Raw genomic sequence first — 21,085 nt, 5'->3', positions numbered from 1 at the left:
GCATGGACCCCGGCGAGATCGCCTCGCTCAAGTCGCGCTGGCGCGGCTGCGTCTGGGCCCACACGCTGAGCGACGACGAGGCCGAAGTGCTGCTGCCGCAGCTGCGCTTCGTCGAACTCGCCGCGGGCCAGGCCATCTGGCACCGCGGCGATCCGGCCGAGCACTGGGTCGGCATGGGGCGCGGCAGCATGAAGCTGTGCACCACCTCGGCCTCGGGCAAGCCGGTCACCTTCATGGGCCAGGCCTTCAGCTGGGTCGGCGAGGTCGAGCTGATCCGCAACGAACCGCGCTTCTGCGATGCGGTCGCGCTGTCCGACGCGGTGATCATCAAGATGCCGAAGGCGGCCTTCTTCCACCTGCTCGAGGGCAACCGTGCCTTCAACCGCTTCGTGCTGCAGCTGCTGAGCGAGCGGCTCACGCAGTCGATGGCCGTCACGCTGTCGGACCGCACGCTCGACCCGGTCGCCAAGGTCGCGCAGAGCCTGGCCTCGCTGTTCAGTCCCGCGGGCTTTCCGCCGCGCTCGCTCGAGCTGCAGGTGTCGCAGGCCGAGCTCGCGCTCTACTGCAACATGTCGCGCCCGCGGCTCAACGCGGCGCTGCGGCGGCTCGAGGCCGAGGGCCTGCTGACGCTGGGCTACCAGGTCGTGACCTTGCGCGACCTCGATGCGCTGCGCGCCTACCGCGCCGCGCCCTCGTCCGCGAGCGGCAGCCACACGCGGCCCGAGACCGCATAGGCGTTGTCGCCGGCGATGCCGGCCACCGGCGCGCCCGACGCGGGCGCCCAGACGTACTGCGCATGGGTGGCGAACAGCGCCACGCCGAGCTCGTCGCCGGGCCGCAGGCGCGCGGCCACGCCGCCGAGCGCGATGCGCTGCCGCCCCGGCGGCGCGGGCACCACCTGGTCCGACAGCAGCATCAGCTCGCCATTGCGGCGCAGCGCGAGCCCCACCAGGGCCACGCCGGGTCCGCCGGCCGCCCGCACGTCGAGCTCGGCCTCGGGCACGCCGGCCAGCACTGCGCCGCGTGGCACATCGGTGGGCAAGGGAACGAAGACCGGTGCCGGCGAACCGGCGCGCACCTCGGTCCGCGCGAGTGCCGCGCCGAACTGCGCCGCGATCGGCGCCGTGCCCTCGAAGGCCGTGCCGTCGTCGAGCGCGATGCACAGCTGGGGCACCGAAAGCGCGGACGGCTCGATGTCGCGCAGCTTGGCATCGAGCCAGCCGAGCATCGCGTCCATGGCATCGACGCTGCCGCAGCGCGCGGGCTTGTCGCGCTGCCCCGCGCGCGGATTCACATGGCCCGAGCGCAGCACCATGAGCCGCACGTCGCCGCCGCCGGCCTTCAGCTGGCGCCAGTTGCGCAGGCCCTCGTTCATGTCGAACAGCACGTCCTCGCTGGCCTGCACCACCAGCGCATCGACGCGGCGCGACGGCTGCCCGGACCAGCTCAGGCCCGAGGGCCCGTGCGCCTGGTAGGCATCGCGCAGCCGCTGCGCATCGGCGCCCATGTCGTTCCAGGCCCAGGCTGCGGGCTTCGGCGCCGTCTCGCACAGCGGCCGCAGCAGGCCGCCGTCGCGCACCTTGCCGCGCTGCGCCATGAAGCATTCGAACTGCACGAAGCCCTGCTTGAGCACGCCCTGCGGCGCCAGCGAACGCTGCAGGTCGTACCAGGTCATCGAGGGGATCGCGGTCGCGATGCGCGGCTCGAGTTGCGCGAGCTGCATCTGGTAGCCGCCACCGTACGAGCCGCCGATGCTGCCGATGCGCGGCTTGCCGTCGGCGCCCTTGCGCAGCGGCAGCTCGCGCTCGGCCCAGTCGATCAGGCTGCGGATGTCGGCGATCTCGGCCCGCGGATCCATGATGCGGCTGTCGCCGCCGCTGTCGCCATGGCCGCGGTGGTCGAAGCTGATCACCGCATAGCCGCGCTCGACCAGCGTGGGCACGAGGCGGTCGACGCGCGACCAGTAGCTCGCGCCCGGGTCCGTGTCGCGCGGCGGCAGTTCGCGCAGCCGGCCGAGGCCGAAGCCGCTCGCATGCAGCACCAGCGGATAGCCGCCCTCGGGCCTCGCAGCGGGCAGGAACAGCGTGAACGCGACCTTCGTGCCCCTGGCCGCGTCGGCGCCCGCGAGCGGATCGGGCACCGTCGATTGCAGCGCGTGCTGTTGCACCGTGGCCGCGTGCGCAGCCGGCAAGGCCATGCAGGCGGCGGCGCACAGCGCGATGGCGTGGATCAGGGTCTTCATGTCTCGTTCGTTCCTCGTCGTGTCTTTCGAAGCACGCGACTCTAGGAACGAGGCCCGCCGCTGTTTGTCCCCGCGGGAACAGATGCAACACGGTGGCTTCTGGCGGTTCTAGTGGTTAACACCGCCTCGAATCACATTCATTGACGGATTGAAAACTTCGCACTTAGAATTTCGGCGCAGGTTCAGATTTAAAGACCATCTGTGAGATGGCTTTGTCGCGCCTGCATGGTTTGCATCGTCTTCTTGCGGATTATTCCAATGGAGACAACTGTGCAACCCAACGCGCTCAAGATCCGCGGCATCGACGATGTCATCGCCTACCTGGATTCACGCCAGGGCATCAAGGGCCGGGCCGCCGTCATCTGGTGGCTCGCACTCGGCGGACTGTTCCTCGACGCCTTTTCCAATTCCGCACTGAGCGCGGGCCTCGGGCCCATGACGCGCAACCTCTCGCTGAGCGCCGCGCAGGTCGCGCTGATGACCTCGATGGCCTCGTGGGTCGCGATCGCCTTCAATCCCATCGGCGGCTGGATGGCCGACCGCTGGGGCCGCATCCGGCCGCTGATCCTCGCCAAGGTGCTGGCCGTCACGGGCGCCGTGATCGTGGTGTTCGCGCCGGGCTTCGAGACGATCCTGGTCGGCCGCTTCTTCGTGGGCGCGGCCTACGGCATCGACTTCGCGATCGCGATGGCGGTGCTGGCCGAGTTCACGCCGGCGCGCTTCAAGAGCCGGCTCAACACCTGGCAGGGCATGTGGTACCTGGCCGTGTGCAGCAACCTGCTGCTGGCGCTGATGTTCTATTCGTGGAACGTGGGCGATTCGATCTGGCGCTACTCGGTGGCCGCCACCGCGGTGTTCGGCCTCGCGATCCTGCTGCTGCAGTTCGCGCTGCTGGTCGAGAGCCCGGTCTGGCTCGCGCGCAAGGAACGGCTCGACGAGGCCGCCGCCGCCATGAGCCGCATCTATGCCGAGCGCTTCGCCGCCGCGCCACGCCATGAGCGCGTGCCGGTCACGAACCAGGCCCGCCGCGGCGCGGCCAACGTGCTGCTGATCTTCCGCGGCGTCTACCTGCCGCGCACCATCCTCGCGGCCACGGTGCAGATCGGCCAGTCGATCCAGTACTTCGCGGTCGGCTGGTACCTGCCGCTGATCAGCGCCACGCTGTTCGGCAAGGACTTCGCGCAGGCCACCATCGGCGCGCTGGCCTTCAACGTGTTCGGCATCTTCGGCGGCTTCCTCTCGCCGTGGATCGGCCGCAAGCTCGGCCTGCGCCGCGCCTCGGCCTTCGGCTTCGCGATGGTGTTCCTCATGCTGCTGACGCTGGGCCTGTTCCATGGCCGCATGCCGCTGTGGCTGGCGGTGGCGGTGCCCTCGCTGTTCATCCTGTTCCATTCGGGCGGACCGGGCGCCAACGGCAAGAGCCTGTCCTCGCTGTCCTTCCGCAGCGAGCTGCGCGCGGGGGCCAACGGCATCATCGGCGCGCTCGGCTCCATCGGCGCGGCGCTGGGCCTGCTGGTGTTCCCGCTGTTCCGCGAGAAGTACGGGCTCGAGCACACCTTCCTGATCCTCTCGGTGGTGCCGCTGGTCGCGAGCGCGATCTGCTTCGCGATCCGCTGGGACCCGACCCGTACCGGAATCAATCCCGACAACGAAGCCGGCGCGCCGCAGTTCCAGGACGACACGCGCGCCGCCACCGAATCGCTCCAACCCGCCATGGGAAAAATGAACCGATGACATCCCGCACCGAGGACGTGATCCTCTCCATCGACGAAGGCACCTCGGGCACGCGCGCCGCGGTCGTCGGCCGCGACGGCCATGTCTCCTGCCTCGAGTACGCGCCCCTTTCGGTCGACACGCCGCGCCCCGGCGTGGTCGAGCAGGACGCCGACGCGATCCTCGCGAAGACCCTGGCCGTGTGCCGCGCCAGCGTGGCGCGCGCGCAGGCCGAGGGCAAGCGCATCGCCGCGCTCGCCATCGCCACCCAGCGCTGCTCGGCCGTGCTGTGGGACACCCGCACGGGCCGCGCGCTGGTGCCCGTGATGGTCTGGCAGGACACGCGCCATGTCGACGAACTGACGCGCCTCGCGCCCGAATGGGACGCGCCGCTGATGCGCCAGCTCGGCCGCCCGGTCGGCGTGCGCTCGCCCTACCTCTGGGCCACGCACCACCTGCGCGACACGCCGGCCGTGGCGCACGCCTTCGAGCAAGGCCGGCTCGGCTTCGGCACCATCGACAGCTGGCTGCTGTGGCACCTGTCGGAGCGGCGCGAATGCGTGACCACGCCGACCAACGTGACCTCGGGCAATGCCTACGTGCTGGCCGAGCACCGCTACCAGCTCGAGTGGATCGACACCCTGGGCTTTCCGCGCGCGCTGCTGCCCGCGCTGCGCGAGGATGCCGGCGACCTGGGCCGCACGCGCGCCGAGCTGCTCGGCATCGCGGTGCCGATCCTCGCCTGCGCGGGCGACCAGCATGCGGGCGCCGTCGGCCTGGGCTGTCTCGACCGCGCGCAGGCCATGTGCGTGCACGGCACCGGCAGCTTCGTCGACGTGATCACCGGCACCGTGCCGCCCCTCGACGCGGGCCTGCATCCGGGCACGCTCGCCATGACGGCGCGGCGCTCGGGCGGCGTCTCGCACTTCGCGGTCGAGACCTACGTGGCCACCACCGGCTCCGCGCTCAACTGGGTCTGCGAGAAGCTGCAGTGGTTCGAGAACGCGGCGCAGATCGGCGCGCTGGCGGCCGAGGCCGCGAGCGCGAACGGCGTCAGCTTCGTTCCCGCCCTCACGGGCCTGCGCGTGCCCGCGATGGAGCCGGCCGCGCGCGCCTCGCTCACCGGCATCTCGATGGCGACCACGCGCGCCGCGGTGGCGCGCGCGGTGCTCGAGGGCATTGCGCATTCGGTGGCCGCGTGCATCGCGGCCAACGAGCAGGTCTCGGGCCTGCAGGTGTCCGAACTCGTGGTCGGCGGCGGCCTGTCGGGCAGCTCGACCCTGCTGCAGATCCAGGCCGACCTCAGCGGCATGCCGGTGCGCCGCATGGCCGAGACCGAGCGCGCGAGCCTGCGCGGCGCCGCCTTCCTCGCGGGTGCCTCGGGCCTGCTGTGGCCCTCGCTGCAGGAGGCCCGCACCACGCTGGCCACCGACGCGGTGTTCGAACCCGCGATCGGCGCCGACGAGCGCGAGGCCCGGCGCGCGCAATGGCAGGCACGGGTCGACTCCGAGCTCGCGCATGCGCAGCGCTTCAAGAACGCACCACTTTCCACCACGCCAGGAGAACTTCCACGATGAGGGTCCTGCCATCCCTTCGACCGGCCAGGGACCGCGCCGAGATGACGGCCACCGAGCCCCTGCGCCTGCACCGCCCCGACCTGCTCGCGCGCCTGGGCGACGAGCATTTCGACATGCTGATCGTCGGCGGCGGCATCACCGGCGCCTATGCCGCGCTCGATGCCAGCCTGCGCGGCTACCGCGTCGCGCTGGTCGAGAAGGACGACTTCGCCTTCGGCACCTCGTCGAAGTCCTCGAAGATGGTGCACGGCGGCCTGCGCTACATCGAGCAGGGCAACCTGGGCCTGGTGCGGCACTCGCTGCTCGAGCGCCAGCGCCTGCGCCGCAACGCGCGCCACCTGGTGCAGCGCCTGCCCTTCCTGTTCCCGGTGATGGAGCGCGAGGGCGTGTTCGACAAGCGCCTGGCCAAGGCCTTCGAGAGCCTGCTGTGGACCTACGACATCGCGGGCGGCTGGCGCGAGGGCATCCTGCACCAGAAGCTCAGCAAGGCCGAGGTGCTGTCGCACTGCCCCACCTTCCGCGAGGAGCACCTGACCGGCGGCTTCATGTACTTCGACGCGCGCGTGGACGACGCGCGCCTCACGCTCAACGTGGCGCGCACCGCCGCCTTCCACGGTGCCGCGGTGCTCAACCACGCGAAGGCGATCGAGATCACGCGCGACGCGCACGGCAAGGTCGACGGCGCGATCGTGCAGGCCGACGGCCGCGAGATCCGCGCGCGCGCCCGCGTCGTGGTGATGGCCACCGGCGTCTGGCTGCGCGACTGGGACGGTCGGCGCAAGAACGAGGAGAAGACGCTCAACGTGCGCCCGGCCAAGGGCGTGCACGTGGCGATCCCCTGGCTCAAGATCCGCAACGACTGCACCGTGACCATCCCGGTGCCGGGCCGCAACCGGCGCGCGACCATCACGCGCTGGGGCAACGTCTCCTACCTCGGCACCACCGACGAGGACTACGAGGGCAACCTCGACGACGTCTGCTGCACGCGCGAGGAGCTCGACTTCCTGCTCGAGGGCGCACGCTCGGCGCTCAAGACCGACCTGCGCGCCGAGGACGTGGTCGGCAGCATCGCGGGCTGCCGTCCGCTGGTGGCGCCGCCCGGCGGCAAGACGCTCGAGATCAAGCGCAACCACGAGATCCGCACCGCCTCCGACGGGCTGCTGACCATCGTCGGCGGCAAGCTCACCACCTCGCGCCACATGGCCGAGCAGACCATCGATGCCGCGCAGAAGGTGCTGGGCCGGCGCGCCGGCTGCAAGACCAAGTCGGCCTTCCTGCTCGGCGCGGCCGGCTACGACGCGCAGGCGATCACCGCCTCGGGCGGGCTCTCGGCCCACCTGGGCGAGCGCTACGGCACCGAGGCGCGCTTCGTCAGCGACATCCTGCAGGACGACCCCGGCCTGCAGAAGCCGATCGTCGAAGGCCTGCCCTACAGCGAGGCCGAGATCGTCTACGCGGTGCGCCACGAACTCGCCCGCACCGTCGACGACGTGCTGTCGCGGCGCATCCGCGCGCGCCTGATGGCGCGCGACGCCTCGGGCCGCGCCGCGGACCGCGTGGGCGAAATCCTCCAGGCCGAACTCGGCCTGTCCCCCGCCGAGACGGCGCAGCAGGTCACCAGCTACCGCGCCGCCCTCGCACACGAAAAATCCATCCTCATGGGAGAAAGCAGATGATCAGCAAGGACGCCATCCAGCGCGGCTACAACCGCCGCAACTACATCGTCGGTGCGCACACGCCACCGGCCTATGCGAAGACCATCGCGGCCACCGACGGCCCGGCGGGCCTGCAGCGCGCGCCGATCGCGGTGCCGCCCGCGCAGCTCGAGGCGCTGCGCCAGGCCGCCGACGAGGTGCTCACCGCCACCGCCGACGTGGTGGCCTGGACCCGCGACTGGTGGGCCGGCTCCATGGTCAGCGAGACCGGTGGCCGCCCCGCCACGCCGCAGGCCGCGATCGTGCGCGTGTCGAGCGTCGAGCAGATCCAGGCCGTGATGCGCATCGCGCACGCGGCATCGATTCCAGTCACCGTATCGGCCGGCCGCAGCAACGTGACCGGCGCGGCGCTGCCGGTGCGCGGCGGCATCGTGCTCGACGTCTGCGAGCTCAACAGCTTCATCGGCTTCGATGCCGAGAGCCAGATCGTGGAGGTCGAGGCCGGCATGTTCGGCGACGTGTTCGAGGAGACCATCCAGCGCGACCATCGGATGACCATGGGCCACTGGCCCTCGTCCTTCGGCATCAGCACGGTCGGCGGCTGGGTCGCCTGCCGCGGCGCGGGCCAGCTCTCGACGCGCTACGGCAAGATCGAGGACATGGTGTTCGGCATGGACGTGGTGCTGGCCGACGGCAGCCTCGTCACCGTGGGCGGCTACTCGCGCGCCGCGGTCGGCGCCGACCTGCAGCAGCTGTTCATCGGCTCCGAGGGCACGCTCGGCGTGATCGTGCGCGTGCGGCTCAAGCTGCACCGCCTGCCCGACTACGGCCGCGCCATCGCCTTCGGCTTCGACAGCTTCGCCACCGGCCTCGAGGCCTGCCGCCAGATCATGCAGCGCGGCGCCAATCCGGCCGCGCTGCGGCTGTACGACGCGCTCGAGAGCAAGGTGCAGTTCGAGCTGACCGACACGCATGTCCTGCTGATCGCCGACGAGGGCGCGCCCGAGATGGTCGACGCGGTCATGGCGATCAGCGAGCGCGCCTGCCGCGAGCTGGGCCGCGAGCTCGACGGGCCGGTGATCTTCGAGCGCTGGCTCGACACCCGCTACCTCACGGGCAAGAGCGCCGAGGGCTTCAAGCGCAGCCCGGGCTTCGTGGCCGACACGCTCGAGATGAGCGGCCGCTGGAGCGACCTGAGCGCGATCTACGACGAGGTGGTGGCCGCGATCAACGCCGTGCCCGGCACGCTGGCCGGCTCGGCCCACCAGTCGCACGCCTACGTGGACGGCGCCTGCCTCTACTTCTCGCTGCGTGGCGAGGTCGAGGTGGCGGACCGCGCGCGCTGGTACCGCGCGGCCTGGGACGCGGCCAACGCGGTGCTGGTGCGCCACAATGCCGCGTTGAGCCATCACCATGGCGTCGGGCTGCTGCGCGCACCCTACATGGCCGACTCGCTGGGCAGCGCCTTCCCGGTGCTGCAGGCGATCAAGCGCACGCTGGACCCGAAGAACATCCTGAACCCGGGCAAGCTCGGCCTCACCGACGAGCTGCCCCCTTCCGCAGACTGAGCCCCATCGAATGGACCGTTCCCTCGGCGCGCGCCTCGCGCGGCACCCGATCATCGCGACGCTCTACGGCGCGGAGCAGATCGACAGCTTCGTCGACAGCGCGAGCGAGATCGCCATCGTCGCGAACGTGGAGCTGCGCCGGTTGCAGGCCGTGGTCGCGACCATCACGCGCGCGGACAAGATCGCCATCGTCAACATCGACAGCTGCGAGGGCATCTCGCCCGACAAGGGCGGCGTGGAGTACCTGGCCGAGATCGGCGCGACCAGCCTGGTGTCCACGCGCGTGGCGACCATCCAGCGCGCCAACCGCGCCGGCCTGCTGACCATGCAGAAGGTGTTCGTGACCGACCGCTCGACCTGGCCGCGCAGCGTGAAGGCGCTCGAGCAGAGCGACCCGAACCTGGTCCAGCTGATGCCCGCGCCGATGCTGCCGCACATCTCGATCAAGGAGCGCAACGCGCTGCCGCCGATCGTCGCCTCGGGCTTCGTGATCACCACCAACGACGTGCGCAGCGCGCTCGCGGCCGGCGCGGTGGCGGTGTCGACCAGCGACACCGCGATGTGGAGCCTCGACATCCAGGCGCCGAAGACCGGCGCGGCGGGCTAGGATTTCTTCTTCGCGACCTCGCCCGTGGCGATCTGCTGGCGCAGCGCGCGCAGGCTGGCCTTGAGCTTGCGCTCGTTCTCCGGGCCCATGCGCACCATGATCTTCTGGCCCGCGCTGAGCGACTCGAGCTGGGGATCGACGTACTCGTAGCGCGTCCACGGGCGCTGCGAGGGATAGTCGCCCTTGACCTCGACCAGGCGCACCTGCACCGGCCCCTTGGGCTCGGGCGCGGCCAGCAGGTGGTCGATGACGGCGATCAGCCGGTCGTTGAAATAGCGGCCCGGATAGCCGAGCTCTTCATAGGCCTGCTGGAACAGCGGATAGAGCCGCGCATACACGCTCGCGGCCTTGGCCGGATCGACCGATTCGGCGAGCAGCACGAAGCCGTTGTAGCGCGCGGCATTGTTGGCCGCGATGGTCTGGTTGGCCCCCTGCCCTTCGGTGATGAAGCGCTGGCCCGTGGGCTGCACCGGCCAGGCGCTGGCGGGCGCCTGCTCGCGCGCGAGGTTGTCGACCGTGGCGACGAAGCGCCGCACCACGCCGTCGGGGCGCAGGAAGGCATTGGCGTTCTTGCCGCCGAGCAGTTCGGCCAGCGCCTTCAGCACGCGCGAGTCGGAATCGGCCAGCGAGGGCAGCGCGGCATCGGGCGGCGCGAGCGCGTCGACCGGATTCTGCGGCCCCGAGGCCACGGGGGCCGGCGCGGGTGCGGGCGGTGCGTCCTCGGGCGTGGTGGCGGCCACCGGCGGAGCCACGGGCTGTTGCTGCTGCTGGTACCAGCGCCAGCCGAAGTAGCCGGCCACCAGCAGCACCAGCACGAGCAGTGCCCACGGCAGCATGGAGCGTTCGCGGCGCGGTGCGTAGTCGCGGGTCTCGCCCGCGGTGCTCATGTCGCGTTCGGCACGGAAGTCGTTGTTGTCGTTCTCGGGCATGGCGGCGTGTCTCTCCTGTGGCGTGCGGTGCGTGATGACGTACCGTCATGTTGCACGAACAAGAGGACCGGAACGCGCCGGTCCTCGTAACCCCGTGTGACGCCCTCGCCACACGGAAGTTCAGCCCACCTTCGACACGCCTGCGGCGCCACCGGTTTCCGGGGCGCGCGCTCGGCGCTCAGTGCGCGGCCGTGAGCGACTGCAGCCAGGCCAGCGTGCCCTGCAGCTCGGCCGGCCGGATCTCGTGGCCGCCGGGGAAATCGCTGCCCGCGAGCGCGAGCGGCAGGCCGCGCGCCAGTTCGCGCGTGGCCTGCGCGGCCGCGGGCGGAATCACGTTGTCGGCGCTGCCATGGCTCACCCACAGCGACTTGCCCTCGAAGGCCTCGGGCGCGGCCACCTGGGGCAGCACCTGCGGCAGCAGCCGGCTGTGCCAGACCATCGCGGCGCGCATCGACGCGGGCCTGGTCAGCAGCAGCGACAGCGCCATGATCCCGCCCTGGCTGAAGCCGCCGACCACCACGCGCTCGGGTGGAATGCCCAGTTGCGCCGAGGCCGAGGCCAGCATCTCGCCGACCAGGAAGCGGCTCTCGCGCTCCTGGTCCTCGTCGATGCGGCGCTGGCCGTCCGGCAGCACCTCGAACTCGAACCAGGCATAGGAGCCCGGCGTGAGCACGTAGGGCGCGCGCAGGCTCAGCACATGGAACTGCGGCGGCATCAGGCGCGCGAGGCCGAACAGGTCCTGCTCGTTGCTGCCCACGCCATGCATCAGCACCAGCAGCCAGGGATCGCGCGTGCCGGCGGCGGTCGGTTGTTCGAGGAATTGGAGCGGCAGTTGGAGCGTGGTCATGTCGATGGAAGAGGAAAGCGGAAGGTCCTGTCAGCGCACCGAGGCCTTGAAGCCTTCGGCGAGCGAGCGCGTGATATCGGCGGTGGGCAGCTCGCGGCAGCCGCTCGCGTTCTGGCCCGACCACAGCGGCGAGAAGTCGCCGCTGCCCTGGGCCTCGGCCTTGGCACGCAGCGGCGCGATCGCCGAGGTGGCGAGCGGGAACTCGGGCGCGGGGCCGATCGGGCCCAGCTCGCGGATCACGCGATTGACGATGCCGCGCGCGGGCCGGCCGGTGAACAGGTTGGTCAGCGCGGTGTGGCGCGCGGCCTCGCTCTTGAGCGCGCCGCGGTGCATGGCGCTGGTGGTGGCCTCATTGGCCAGCAGGTAGGCCGTGCCCACCTGCACGCCCGCTGCGCCCAGCGCCATCGCGGCCGCCACGCCCTGCGCATCGGCGATGCCGCCCGCGGCGATCACCGGCACGCGCAGCGTCTGCGTCAGTTGCGGCAGCAGCGCGAAGGTGCCCAGCTGCGCCGTGAGGTCGTGCGACAGGAAATGGCCGCGGTGCCCGCCGGCCTCGAGGCCCTGCGCGATCACCGCGTCGGCGCCGTTCGCCGCGAGCCAGCGGCCCTCCTCGACCGTGGTGGCCGAGGCCAGCACCTTGGCGCCCCAGCCCTTCACGCGCGCGAGCAGCTCGGCCGAGGGCAGTCCGAAATGGAAGCTCACCACCGGCGGGCGGAATTCGGCCAGCAGCTCGGCGATCTCGGCGCTGAACGGATTGCGGCCCGGGCCGGCCGCGATGCCCGCGGGGTCGATGCCGAACTCGGCGTAGTAGGGACCGAGCGCGGCGCGCCAGGTGGCCTCGCGCTCGGCACTCGGCACCGGCGGCTGGTGGCAGAAGAAGTTGAGGTTGTAGGGCTTCGTCGTGCCCGCGCGGATCGCCGCGACTTCGGTGCGGATCGCGTCGTTCGAGAGCATCGCGCAGGGCAGCGAGCCCAGCGCGCCCGCATTGCTCGCGGCGATCGCCATCGCGCTGCCCTGCACGCCCGCCATGGGAGCCTGGATCAGCGGCAGTTCGGTGCCCAGCAGTTGCAACAGCGTCGAGGTGGTGGTCATGAAAGAGGCTCCAGTGCGAACGGGGATTCTTCGGAAGGGGCGGCGTGCCGATGCGCGCGCCGCACGCCCGATTCTGAAGGGAAGCGCGGTCGCGCCGCCCGCGCGGGGTCATCGGCGCGGCTTGAGCAACAATGCCCGCATGCGCACAACGACCCCGTCGAACCGCCCTGTTCCGCACCGCCGGCCCCTTGCATCGCTCGCGGGGCTCGCCGTTAGTACCGTGATGTTCATGCTGCTCGCGGGTTGCACGAAGAACGAATCCGAAAGTGCGACTTCGGCACAGGACACGGCCGCCGCGGAGGCCATGCCCGCCGCCACGGACCCGGCGCCGCCTGCCACGCCCCGGCCCGAATTCTCGGCCACGCTGCAGCGCGATGCGCTGATGGCGCTGCTGTTCGAGCCGCCGCCCGCCGGCGAGACCGCGAGCCGCACCGACAGCGTGCAGCTGCCCGAGATCGGCAACGACGGCAAGCCGATGACCGAGGGCTTCTCTCCGACCCGTGCGCAGGTCTCGGCGCGCGAGGTGGTCCGGCTCGACGACACGCATGCCGTGCTGCTCACTGAGACCGTGCCGGTGGACGACCGCGGCCAGCCGATGGATGCCCATGTGGCCGGCGCATGGCTCGGTGCCTATTTCTTCGAGCACGGCGACGCGGGCTGGAAGCTCGCGGGCCGCAACGACGGCGTCGACTACCTCGGCTTCTCGGGCAACATCGGCCTCACGCGCGTGGAGCGCATCGCGCCGCAGCGCTTCGTGCTGACCGTCACGAGCGGCAGCTGCTGGCAGGGCTACTGCGGCAGCTGGCTCTCGGTCTACGAGATCGGCGCGGCCGAGGTGCGCCAACTGATCGAGGGCGTGCCGCTGGGCGCCGACAACGGCGGTGCCGACGGCGCCTGCGAGTCGGTGCTGCAGGCCACGCGCCCCGAGGAAGCGCCGCGCGGCGCCTGCTTCCGCATCGACGGCAAGCCCGAGTTCGCGCTCGGCACGCAGGACGATCCGGGCGAGCTGCAGATCGTCTTCAAGGGCGCGCGCACGCGCGATGCGAACGACCTGCGCGTGCAGACCGTCGACGAGCAGCTGGTCTACAGCCTGCGCAACGGCGCCTATGCGCTGGTGCAGGGCCGCAATCCCGTGCCCTCGTTCTGAGACGGGCGCCGAGCGATGGGCTTCATCCCCGACCGCCGCATCGAAGCCGAGGCCACCGAGGCCGCGGCCGAGATGATCGAGCGCGCGCGCCGCAACTTCGACGTGGCGCTCGACTTCACCGATGCCAGCATCCGCAAGGTCGAGGCGCTGCTGCAGCAACTGCACCTGCGCGCGCGCAACGACAAGCCCAGCGACGCGCAGGTCTTCGACTATGCCAAGGGCCTGGGCAGCTACGTGGGCGAGGTATTCCGCCGCAACCATGGCGCCGAATGGGGCGTGGTCGCGCTCGGCGACGACAGCTACCCCGGCATGCGCAGCGCCCAGCGCGAGCAGCTGTTCTGGCCCTGGCGCCGCGCCTACAACCGCATCGTCAACGGCCCCGAGGACAACGTCTGGCACTACTACCAGCTGCTGGTGGAACGCGCGGGCGGCACCCTGGCCGTGCACGACGACGGCATGCCGTCGAACTTCGCGCCACCGACGATGAACTACGGCCGTGCGCGCGCCGCCGCCACCGCGAAGGCTTCGCCGAGCGTGCGCTTCAGCGCGAATGCGCTGGGCGGCGTGCCCGCGCGCGCGCAGCGGCCCGCAACCTCGGCCGCGCCCGCGCCGGTGCGCAGGCCCTGGTGGAAGTTCTGGTGAGCCTCACACCAGCTTCAGGTCCTTCGGCGTCACGCCGTCGAACACCTTCGCGACCTGCGCGGGCGAGAGCCCGTACATGCGCTGGAACAGACCGCCGAGCACCGCGCGGTATTCGTTGAGCACCGGATAGTCGCGGTTCTGGAACAGCGTGGTGGCCGTCAGCGCCTGCTGCTCGCCGACCACGCGGCCGCCGGCCTGCGCCGAGAGGCCGCCGCCGAGCACCCAGTAGACCGTGCCATGGCCATGGTCGGTGCCCTTGTTGCCGTTCTCGCGGAAGGTACGGCCGAACTCGCTGATGACCACCACCACGGTCTGGCGCCAGTTCTCGGGCTCCATCTCCTGCGCGAAGGCCGCAAGGCCGCGGCCCAGTTCCTCGAAGCGGTTCGCGAGGTAGCCGGTGGCCGCCCCCTGCCCCACGTGGGTGTCCCAGCCGCCGACATCGACGAAGCCGAGGTCGTAGCGCTCGCGCATCAGCGCGGCCATGCGGCGTGCCACCAGTTCGAAGCCCTTGGCTGTCATCGCGTTGCGGCTCGCGGCATCCATCTCGGCCTGCATCGCGCGCCGCACCTCGTCGCGCACCTGGAAGCCCTCGGCCACGGTCTGCGCGAGCGGGGTGTCGCGGTACATCGAGGCGATGAGCTGGCTCTGGCGCGCATCGAGGGTGGGCCGCGCATTGCCCGCGAGCGCCATGTTGGCGGCCCTCGCATCGCCACGCAGCGAGATCGGCAACTGGTCGGTGAAGGCCATCGGCGAGACGTCGGCGAGCGGCCCCGCGCCGAGCACGCCGGCGAGGCGGTTGAGGAAGCCCGAGCGGTAGTCGCGCCGGCGGTCGAGTGCCTGGCCCAGCTCGATGCCGTCCTGCGTCTCGAAGTGGCTGCGCGTGAGGTCGTCGGTGCCGGCGAAGGCGATGAACGCGGCCTGCTTCTGCTGGAACAGGGGCATCACGCTCTGCGCGAGCGCGGGATGCAGGCCCCAGTCGGCATCGAGCGGCAGCGCGCCGCCGCTGGCGCCCGGTCGCCCGATCGCGATGCCGGGCCGCGAGGCGTAGTAGAAATCGCTCGAGGTGGGCACCAGCAGGCTGGTGCTGTCGTAGGCACCGCGCAGGAACACGACCAGCAGCTTGGCGCCCTCGGCGGCCGGCGCGGCGATCAAGCGGGCGGCGGCGCCGGCCAGCGGCGCGGCGGCGGCGAAACGGAGCAGTTCTCGGCGTTGCATCGGCTTGTCCTTCTTCAAGGGGGCGCTAGCGGCGCATCAGCTCGGGCGCGGCCAGCAGCAGCGTGTTCCATTCGGGCGGGTTCTTCGCCTGCGCGAGCACCTCGCGCGTGCCGGCACCGAAGCCGGTCTGCATCTCGCGCACCGCGGGCGACTCGGCCAGCGGCGGGAAGGCCGGGCTCTCGAGCGGCGCCTTGGCATCGGTGCGGAACAGCACGGCACCGTTCGCACCGAGGATGCGCGCGATCTCGAAGCGCGTGTTCATCTGCCCCGCGCTGGCCCAGGCCGCCTCGTGCAGCGGATAGCCGTCGGGCGTCTCATGGCCGTAGAGCGGCTGGCCCATGCGGTCGATCCAGTTGAGCAACGGGCCGACGTTCGCCGCCACGCGGCCGTCGTAGGCCAGCCGCACGCCCGCGATCGCGTAGTGCACCGGATCGCGGAACTTGCGGCCCAGCGAGGCCGTGAACTCGGGCGACTCGAACAGCGTGCGCAGGGTGGCGGCGATATCGCCGTCGCTGCGCGTGAAGCTCGCGGCCATGCGCTCGACCAGCGCGTTCGATGGATCGTCGGCCACGAAATAGACGGCGAGCTTGCGCGAGACGAAGCGCGCGGTGGCCGGCGCGCGCGCGAGGCGGTCGAGCGCCTCGTCGACCTCGGCCAGGCCGCGGCCGCGGATCGGCTCGCCCAGCAGCGTCTTGGGGCCGTAGTCGTGGCGGTTGGGATTGAACTCGAACAGGCCCTGGCGCCGGTAGTCGGCGGCGATCGCGGGCCTGAGCTTGGGCGGCGGCGCATCGGCCGGCTGCAGGCTCACGCCCACGCCGGTGAGCACGCGCGCGAGTTCCTGCACGTCGGCCTGCGAATAGCCGCTGCCCACGCCCAGCGTGTGCAGTTCCATCAGCTCGCGCGCGTAGTTCTCGTTGATGCGATTGGCGGCGTTCTGCGCGTTGTCGAGGTAGCGCAGCATCGCGGGATGGCGCAGCGTGGCGCCGAGCAGGTCGCGGAAGCGACCCAACGCATGCGGGCGGATCGCGTTCTCTTCGTAGTCGCCGATCAGCGCGCGCATGTTGCCGCCCTTGCGCGAGCTGATGTTGAAGTGGTTCATCCAGAACCAGGTCATCTGCTCCTGCAGCTGGTTCGGCGAATAGAGCGCGCGCAGCACGAAGCGCTGCTGCGCCTCGCGCGCGAGCCGGTTCAGGTGCTGCTGGTAGGCCTGGCGCGCGGCCTTCTTCTGGTCTTCGTCGGCCAGCGCATCGGCGGACTTGCGCTCGGCATCGAGCGCGATCGCGAGCGTGTCCACGGGCGTGCGCGCGATCTCCATCGTGTCGATCTGCGCCTGGGCTTCTGCCGGCAGCGGCTGCGGCGCGGGCTTCAGTTGCCGGCCCATCCACACCGCGAGGCCCTGCTTCTCGACTTCGGCCTGGCCGCTCGCGTTCGCGCCCCAGCTCACGCGGTCGAGCCAGCGCAGCTGGGTCAGTGCATCGGGCGGTGCGCCGCGCAAAGCGAGCGGCGTCGCGTCGGGCCGCGTGCCGAGCGCGCAGCCCGCGAGCCACAGCGCGGCGGCTGCCATCCATGCGCCCCGTGCGAGGCGCGACCGGATCGAAGAGATGTGCATGGTGGGTTCAACCCGCGCCGTCGGTGCGCGGTTGACCCAGGATGCCAGCGCCGTGTAAAGCTGCCGGTCAGCTTCGTTTCAAGGCGAAACGCCCCCGTGGCTCAGGCCGACGCCACCGCGCTGGGCTGCGCGCCCGCGATCTGCCGCAGCGCGCGCTCGAACACCTCCACCGGCTGGCCGCCCGAGATCAGGTGCTGGTCGTTGATGATGATCGCGGGCACCGAGTGGATGCCCGCGTCGGTGTACATGCGCTCGCGCGCGCGGGTCTCGGCCGCGTATTCGTCGCTGGCCAGGATCTCGCGCGCCCGTGCCGGATCGAGACCCGCCGCTGCCGCGAGCCGCACCAGCACCTCGGGGTCGGAAGGATTCTCGGCATCGGTGAAGTAGGCCTTGAGCAGCGACTTCTTCAGCGCGACCTGCTTGGCCGCGTCCTCGAGCTCGGCCCAGTGCAGCAGCCGGTGCGCGTCGAAGGTGTTGTAGATGCGCGGCCGGCCCTCGGGATTGAAGACGAAGCCGACGGCCTCGCCGCGCTGGCGGATGGCCTCGCGCATCTGCGCCTGCTGCTCGCGCGTGGAACCGTATTTCTGGTTCAGGTGCTCGAAGGTGTCCTGGCCCTCGGGCGGCATCTGCGGGTTGAGCTCGAAGGGCTGGAAGTGCAGCTCGGCCGTCACCCCGGGCGCCACGCGGGCGATCGCGGCCTCCAGCGAGCCCAGGCCGACGGCGCACCAGGGGCAGGAGACGTCCGAGACGAAATCGATCTTGAGGTGGGAGGAGGATGGGCTGGTCATGGCCGCCATTCTTCCGCGCGGCGGCGGCCTTGTCAGGTGCAAGGTCTTCCGCCGCCCCACCCCTGCGGCGTCAGGCCGTGGCGCGCGCCGTCACTGGGCTCGCGCCCAGGGTCTGGGCCCGCAGGCGGTCGTACTCGGCCTTGTCGACCGGCACGGCATCCGGATCGCCGAGGTCGTTCATGTGCACGCGGTAGGTTTCGCGCGCGCTGATCGCGGCCAGCGCGGCCAGCACGGTCACGGCGAAGGTGATGCTGCCCACGGTGAGCCAGATGTTGCTGGAGCCGGGCGGCGCGACCGCGGCGAACAGCGCGGGCAGCAGGGCCGTGAAGGTGGTGCCGATGTTCTGCGAGATGGCCATGGCCGACACCCGGTTGCGGGTGCGGAACAGCTCGGGATAGAAGCTCGGGAAGGTGGCGTTGTAGCCCTGGTAGACGATGCCCCACATCAGCAACGACATGCAGATCGCGAGCGGCACGTTGCGCACGCTGATGGCATAGAGGTAGGCGAACGAGAGCAGGCCCGAGGCCAGCGCGCCGACGATGATCGGCGGCTTGCGGCCGATGCGGTCCGAGAGGTTGCCCACGAACGGGATCACCAGCACCGCGAGGATGTTGCCGAGCACCGGGATCCACAGGTAGACGTCCTTCTGGAAGCCGATGCCGTAGGCCGACTGCACCGCGTAGGCGGCGCCGAAGATGGTGGCGACCACCGGGATCACGTTCATCAGCGCCATGCAGACCACGCGCAGCATGTCGGCCCAGCTGTCGGTGAAGGCCTGCACGATCGGCGAGCGCGGCACCTCGCCCTTCTTGTCGGCCTCGGCGAAGGCCGGGGTCTCGTCGACCTCGCGGCGGATGATGTAGCCCGCGATGATGACGACGAAGCTCAGCAGGAAGGGAATGCGCCAGCCCCACGAGTTGAAGGCCTCTTCCGGCATGTAGTGCGCGAGCGGCAGGAACACGGCGGCCGCCATGATCTGGCCGGCCTGCACGCCCTGCAGCGTGAAGCTCGCGAAAAAGCCGCGCCGGCCGAAGGGCGCGTGCTCGAGGATCATCGAGCTCGCGCCCGAGATCTCGCCGGCCACCGCGAAGCCCTGGATCAGCCGCAGGATCACCAGCAGCGCGGGCGCCGCCAGGCCGATCTGGTCGTAGGTGGGCAGCAGGCCCACGGCCACGGTCGAGAAGCCCATGAGGAACATGCACAGGATCAGCACCTGCTTGCGCCCGTGCGTGTCGCCCCAGTGGCCGAGCACGAAGGCGCCGATGGGCCGCGCGACATAGCCCACGCCGTAGGTCGCGAGCGAGGCGATGATGGCCGTGGTCGGGTCGCCCTTGGGAAAGAAGATCTGCGGAAAGATCAGCGCCGCGGCGGTGGCGTAGATGAAGAAGTCGTAGTACTCGAGCGCCGAGCCGATCCAGCCGCTGGCGGCGGCCTTCTTCGACTGGTGCTTGCCTTGTGGCTCGTGAGCCTTGGTGTTCGCCATGGGTTGTCTCCGGTGTGGACGAGGATGAGCGGGTGAATGGATGAACGAAAGGGAAATCAGTCCTGGGCCTGCGAGGCCATGCGCGCCGGCGCGTTGAGCGCGCCGTAGGCGTCGTAGCCGCCGATGCGCTGCGCCACCTCGAAGAACAGGCCGTCCCCGAAGCTCTCGGTGTAGATGTGCAGGTAGTCGCCGGCCGGCGAGCGGTCGAACAGCACGCCCGCCGCGCGCATGCGTTCGAGCAGCGCGGCATCGAGCGCGATGCGCGTGGCGAGGTCGTCGTAGTAGTTGTCCGAGATCGGCACGAAGCGCACGCCGTTGGCACGCAGCCGCGCCACCGACGAGAAGATGTCGTCGCTGCGCAGCGCCACGTGGTGCACCGCGCCGCCGCCCTGCGCATGCACGGTGCGCGCGGTGCGCGTGCGCTGGCTCAGCGAGACGTTGAGCACGAGGCGCAGGCTGCGCGCGGCATCGGCCACGCCGCGGCTCTTGATCAGGCCGAAGGGATCGGCCAGCTCAAGGCTCTCGCCGACCTCGAGCCCGAGCACGGCGCGCGAGAACAGCACCCAGGTGTCGAGCTGGTCGAGCGCGAGGCCGAGCGCGACGTGGTCGATGGCACGCAGGCCGGCGCCATCGCCCTCCTCTTCGCCCTGCGCTTCGCCAGGCTCGAGGATGAAGTCGGCCTCGTAGAGCCCCGTGGCGCCGAGCGACGACGGAATGAAATGCAGCAGGTTGCCGCCCGGCACCACGATCGCGGGCACGGCCTGCTCGCCGGGACCGACCGGGCTGTCGTGCCGCTGCGAGCACAGCGCGGTGGCGCGCGCCACCGCGGCCTGCGGATCGTCGGTGCGCACGCCCAGCGCGCAGACCGAGGTGCCGTGCGCCTCGAAGCGCGTGCGCGCAAAGCTCTCGGGCTGCGCATTCACGACCATGTGGATGTCGCCCTGGCGGTAGAGCGTGACGGCCTTCGAGCGATGGCGGCCCGCGCGGCGAAAGCCCAGTTGCTGCAGCAGCGTGCCGAGCGCGCCGGCCGAAGACTCGTCGGCCGCGAACTCGATGAAGGACAGTCCGCGAAAGGCCGGCGCATTCGGCGGATCGAACAACAAGGGCCGTGCCGAGGGAACGGACTCGCGCACCTGGCTCTCGAGGTACAGCAGCGAGCGCATCGCATCGACCGCGGTGCGGCGGTTCGGCGTCTCACGGAACAGGTCGTTGAAGATCTCGAGCGACAGCGGCCCGGTGTAGCCGGCGCGCAGCACCTGCGCATAGAAGCCCGCCACGTCGAAGTCGCCCTGCCCCGGGAACACGCGGTGGTGGCGCGCCCACTGCAGCACGTCCATCGAGAGCTGCGGCGCATCGGCCATCTGCAGGAAGAAGATCTTCTCGCCCGGGATGTCGGCGATGCCGGCCGGATCGTCGCGCAGCGACAGCGTGTGGAAGCTGTCGAGGATCAGGCCCAGCGCGGGATGGCCGGCGCGCCGCACGAGGTCCCAGGCCTGGCAATAGCGCGAGGTGAAGCGGCCCCAGGCCAGCGCCTCGAAGCCCACGCGCAGGCCATGGGCCGCGGCGCGTTCGGCCAGCGCATGCAGCTGCGCGGCGGCGCGCGCGGGATCGTCGAGCGCGAGCGGCGAGGTGTTCGAGCAGCACAGCATCAGCGGCACGCCCAGCGCGGCCATCAGCTCGAACTTGCGCTCGGCGCGCTCCAGGCCGCGGCGGAACTGCGGCTCGGGCATGCCTTCGAAGTCGCGGAACGGCTGGTAGAGGTCGATCGCCAGGCCCAGGTCGGCCGCGAGGCCGCGCAGCTCGACGGCCGTGCCCTTGAAGTTGACGAAGTCGCTCTCGAACAGCTCGATGCCGTCGAAGCCCGCTGCGGCGATCGCCTCGAGCTTCTGGCGCAGCGTGCCGCTGAGCGAGACGGTGGCGATCGAGCGGTGCATGCGCGGCGCGGCGCGCTGCGAAAGGTCGGCGGAGGGC

Annotated in this window: 17 protein-coding genes; 8 read left to right on the top strand and 9 right to left on the bottom strand. The window is 71.0% G+C overall.

Annotated features, from left to right (window positions below):
* Positions 1 to 2: 2 nt before the first annotated feature.
* Positions 3 to 734: a Crp/Fnr family transcriptional regulator gene (locus tag ACEN9J_RS01290; RefSeq protein ID WP_413763072.1), complete on the top strand. Its 732-nt coding sequence runs from the start codon at positions 3 to 5 to the stop codon at positions 732 to 734.
* On the opposite strand, the gene ACEN9J_RS01285 is transcribed toward ACEN9J_RS01290, so the two are convergent.
* Positions 677 to 2,242, bottom strand: coding sequence for an alpha/beta fold hydrolase (locus tag ACEN9J_RS01285; protein ID WP_413763071.1), 1,566 nt, complete (start codon positions 2,240 to 2,242; stop codon positions 677 to 679). The two genes, ACEN9J_RS01290 and ACEN9J_RS01285, sit on opposite strands and share 58 nt — an antisense overlap.
* 270 nt (positions 2,243 to 2,512) lie before the next feature.
* Here ACEN9J_RS01285 and ACEN9J_RS01280 point away from each other — a divergent pair, with 270 nt between their 5' ends.
* From ACEN9J_RS01280 to ACEN9J_RS01260, 5 genes are read left to right on the top strand one after another with little or no spacing between them, the layout of a single operon-like run.
* Positions 2,513 to 3,976, top strand: a complete 1,464-nt coding sequence (locus ACEN9J_RS01280; RefSeq protein ID WP_413763070.1) for an MFS transporter — start codon at positions 2,513 to 2,515, stop codon at positions 3,974 to 3,976.
* Positions 3,973 to 5,532, top strand: a complete 1,560-nt coding sequence (locus ACEN9J_RS01275; RefSeq protein ID WP_413763069.1) for an FGGY family carbohydrate kinase — start codon at positions 3,973 to 3,975, stop codon at positions 5,530 to 5,532. The genes ACEN9J_RS01280 and ACEN9J_RS01275 overlap by 4 nt, the downstream gene beginning before the upstream one ends.
* Positions 5,529 to 7,208 (top strand): glycerol-3-phosphate dehydrogenase/oxidase, encoded by a 1,680-nt coding sequence (locus ACEN9J_RS01270; protein ID WP_208510386.1) that lies wholly within the window; start codon positions 5,529 to 5,531, stop codon positions 7,206 to 7,208. Before ACEN9J_RS01275 ends, ACEN9J_RS01270 begins: the two co-directional genes overlap by 4 nt.
* Positions 7,205 to 8,755 (top strand): FAD-binding oxidoreductase, encoded by a 1,551-nt coding sequence (locus ACEN9J_RS01265; protein ID WP_413763068.1) that lies wholly within the window; start codon positions 7,205 to 7,207, stop codon positions 8,753 to 8,755. The genes ACEN9J_RS01270 and ACEN9J_RS01265 overlap by 4 nt, the downstream gene beginning before the upstream one ends.
* Positions 8,756 to 8,765: 10 nt before the next feature.
* Positions 8,766 to 9,362: a glycerol-3-phosphate responsive antiterminator gene (locus ACEN9J_RS01260; protein ID WP_057596439.1), complete on the top strand. Its 597-nt coding sequence runs from the start codon at positions 8,766 to 8,768 to the stop codon at positions 9,360 to 9,362.
* On the opposite strand, the gene ACEN9J_RS01255 is transcribed toward ACEN9J_RS01260, so the two are convergent.
* The 3 genes from ACEN9J_RS01255 to ACEN9J_RS01245 form a co-directional block, all read right to left on the bottom strand.
* Entirely contained in the window at positions 9,359 to 10,291 is a 933-nt protein-coding gene (locus ACEN9J_RS01255; RefSeq protein ID WP_057596438.1) for a DUF3014 domain-containing protein, read from the bottom strand. The genes ACEN9J_RS01260 and ACEN9J_RS01255 overlap by 4 nt on opposite strands.
* Before the next feature lie 178 nt (positions 10,292 to 10,469).
* Complete coding sequence (locus ACEN9J_RS01250) at positions 10,470 to 11,138, bottom strand: alpha/beta hydrolase (protein ID WP_057596437.1); 669 nt, start codon at positions 11,136 to 11,138, stop codon at positions 10,470 to 10,472.
* 30 nt (positions 11,139 to 11,168) lie between these two features.
* Complete coding sequence (locus tag ACEN9J_RS01245; protein ID WP_413763067.1) at positions 11,169 to 12,230, bottom strand: NAD(P)H-dependent flavin oxidoreductase; 1,062 nt, start codon at positions 12,228 to 12,230, stop codon at positions 11,169 to 11,171.
* Between the two features lie 139 nt (positions 12,231 to 12,369).
* Here ACEN9J_RS01245 and ACEN9J_RS01240 point away from each other — a divergent pair, with 139 nt between their 5' ends.
* Both ACEN9J_RS01240 and ACEN9J_RS01235 read left to right on the top strand, forming a co-directional pair.
* Positions 12,370 to 13,377, top strand: coding sequence for a hypothetical protein (locus tag ACEN9J_RS01240; RefSeq protein ID WP_413763066.1), 1,008 nt, complete (start codon positions 12,370 to 12,372; stop codon positions 13,375 to 13,377).
* A 15-nt stretch (positions 13,378 to 13,392) separates the two neighbouring features.
* The gene (locus tag ACEN9J_RS01235; protein WP_057596434.1) at positions 13,393 to 14,019 is read left to right on the top strand and encodes a hypothetical protein; all 627 of its coding nucleotides are present in this window, start codon (positions 13,393 to 13,395) and stop codon (positions 14,017 to 14,019) included.
* A gap of 3 nt (positions 14,020 to 14,022) precedes the next feature.
* On the opposite strand, the gene ACEN9J_RS01230 is transcribed toward ACEN9J_RS01235, so the two are convergent.
* From ACEN9J_RS01230 to ACEN9J_RS01210, 5 genes are all read right to left on the bottom strand, one after another.
* On the bottom strand, positions 14,023 to 15,234 hold the full coding sequence (locus ACEN9J_RS01230; protein ID WP_413763065.1) for a DUF1501 domain-containing protein: 1,212 nt from the start codon (positions 15,232 to 15,234) through the stop codon (positions 14,023 to 14,025).
* 25 nt (positions 15,235 to 15,259) lie between these two features.
* Positions 15,260 to 16,843: a DUF1800 domain-containing protein gene (locus ACEN9J_RS01225; RefSeq protein ID WP_413763064.1), complete on the bottom strand. Its 1,584-nt coding sequence runs from the start codon at positions 16,841 to 16,843 to the stop codon at positions 15,260 to 15,262.
* Between the two features lie 101 nt (positions 16,844 to 16,944).
* Positions 16,945 to 17,640 carry a DsbA family oxidoreductase gene (locus ACEN9J_RS01220; protein WP_057596432.1) on the bottom strand — a complete coding sequence of 232 codons (696 nt, stop codon included), beginning with the start codon at positions 17,638 to 17,640 and terminating at the stop codon, positions 16,945 to 16,947.
* Between the two features lie 61 nt (positions 17,641 to 17,701).
* Entirely contained in the window at positions 17,702 to 19,114 is a 1,413-nt protein-coding gene (locus tag ACEN9J_RS01215) for an MFS transporter (protein ID WP_261206643.1), read from the bottom strand.
* 56 nt (positions 19,115 to 19,170) lie between these two features.
* On the bottom strand, positions 19,171 to 21,048 hold the full coding sequence (locus tag ACEN9J_RS01210; protein ID WP_413764657.1) for a bifunctional sugar phosphate isomerase/epimerase/4-hydroxyphenylpyruvate dioxygenase family protein: 1,878 nt from the start codon (positions 21,046 to 21,048) through the stop codon (positions 19,171 to 19,173).
* Between the last annotated feature and the right edge of the window lie 37 nt (positions 21,049 to 21,085).

Origin of the sequence: Variovorax sp. Varisp41 (genome assembly GCF_047325085.1) — a bacterium.
Taxonomy (GTDB): domain Bacteria; phylum Pseudomonadota; class Gammaproteobacteria; order Burkholderiales; family Burkholderiaceae_C; genus Variovorax.
This window is presented reverse-complemented; position numbering and strand designations above follow the sequence as displayed.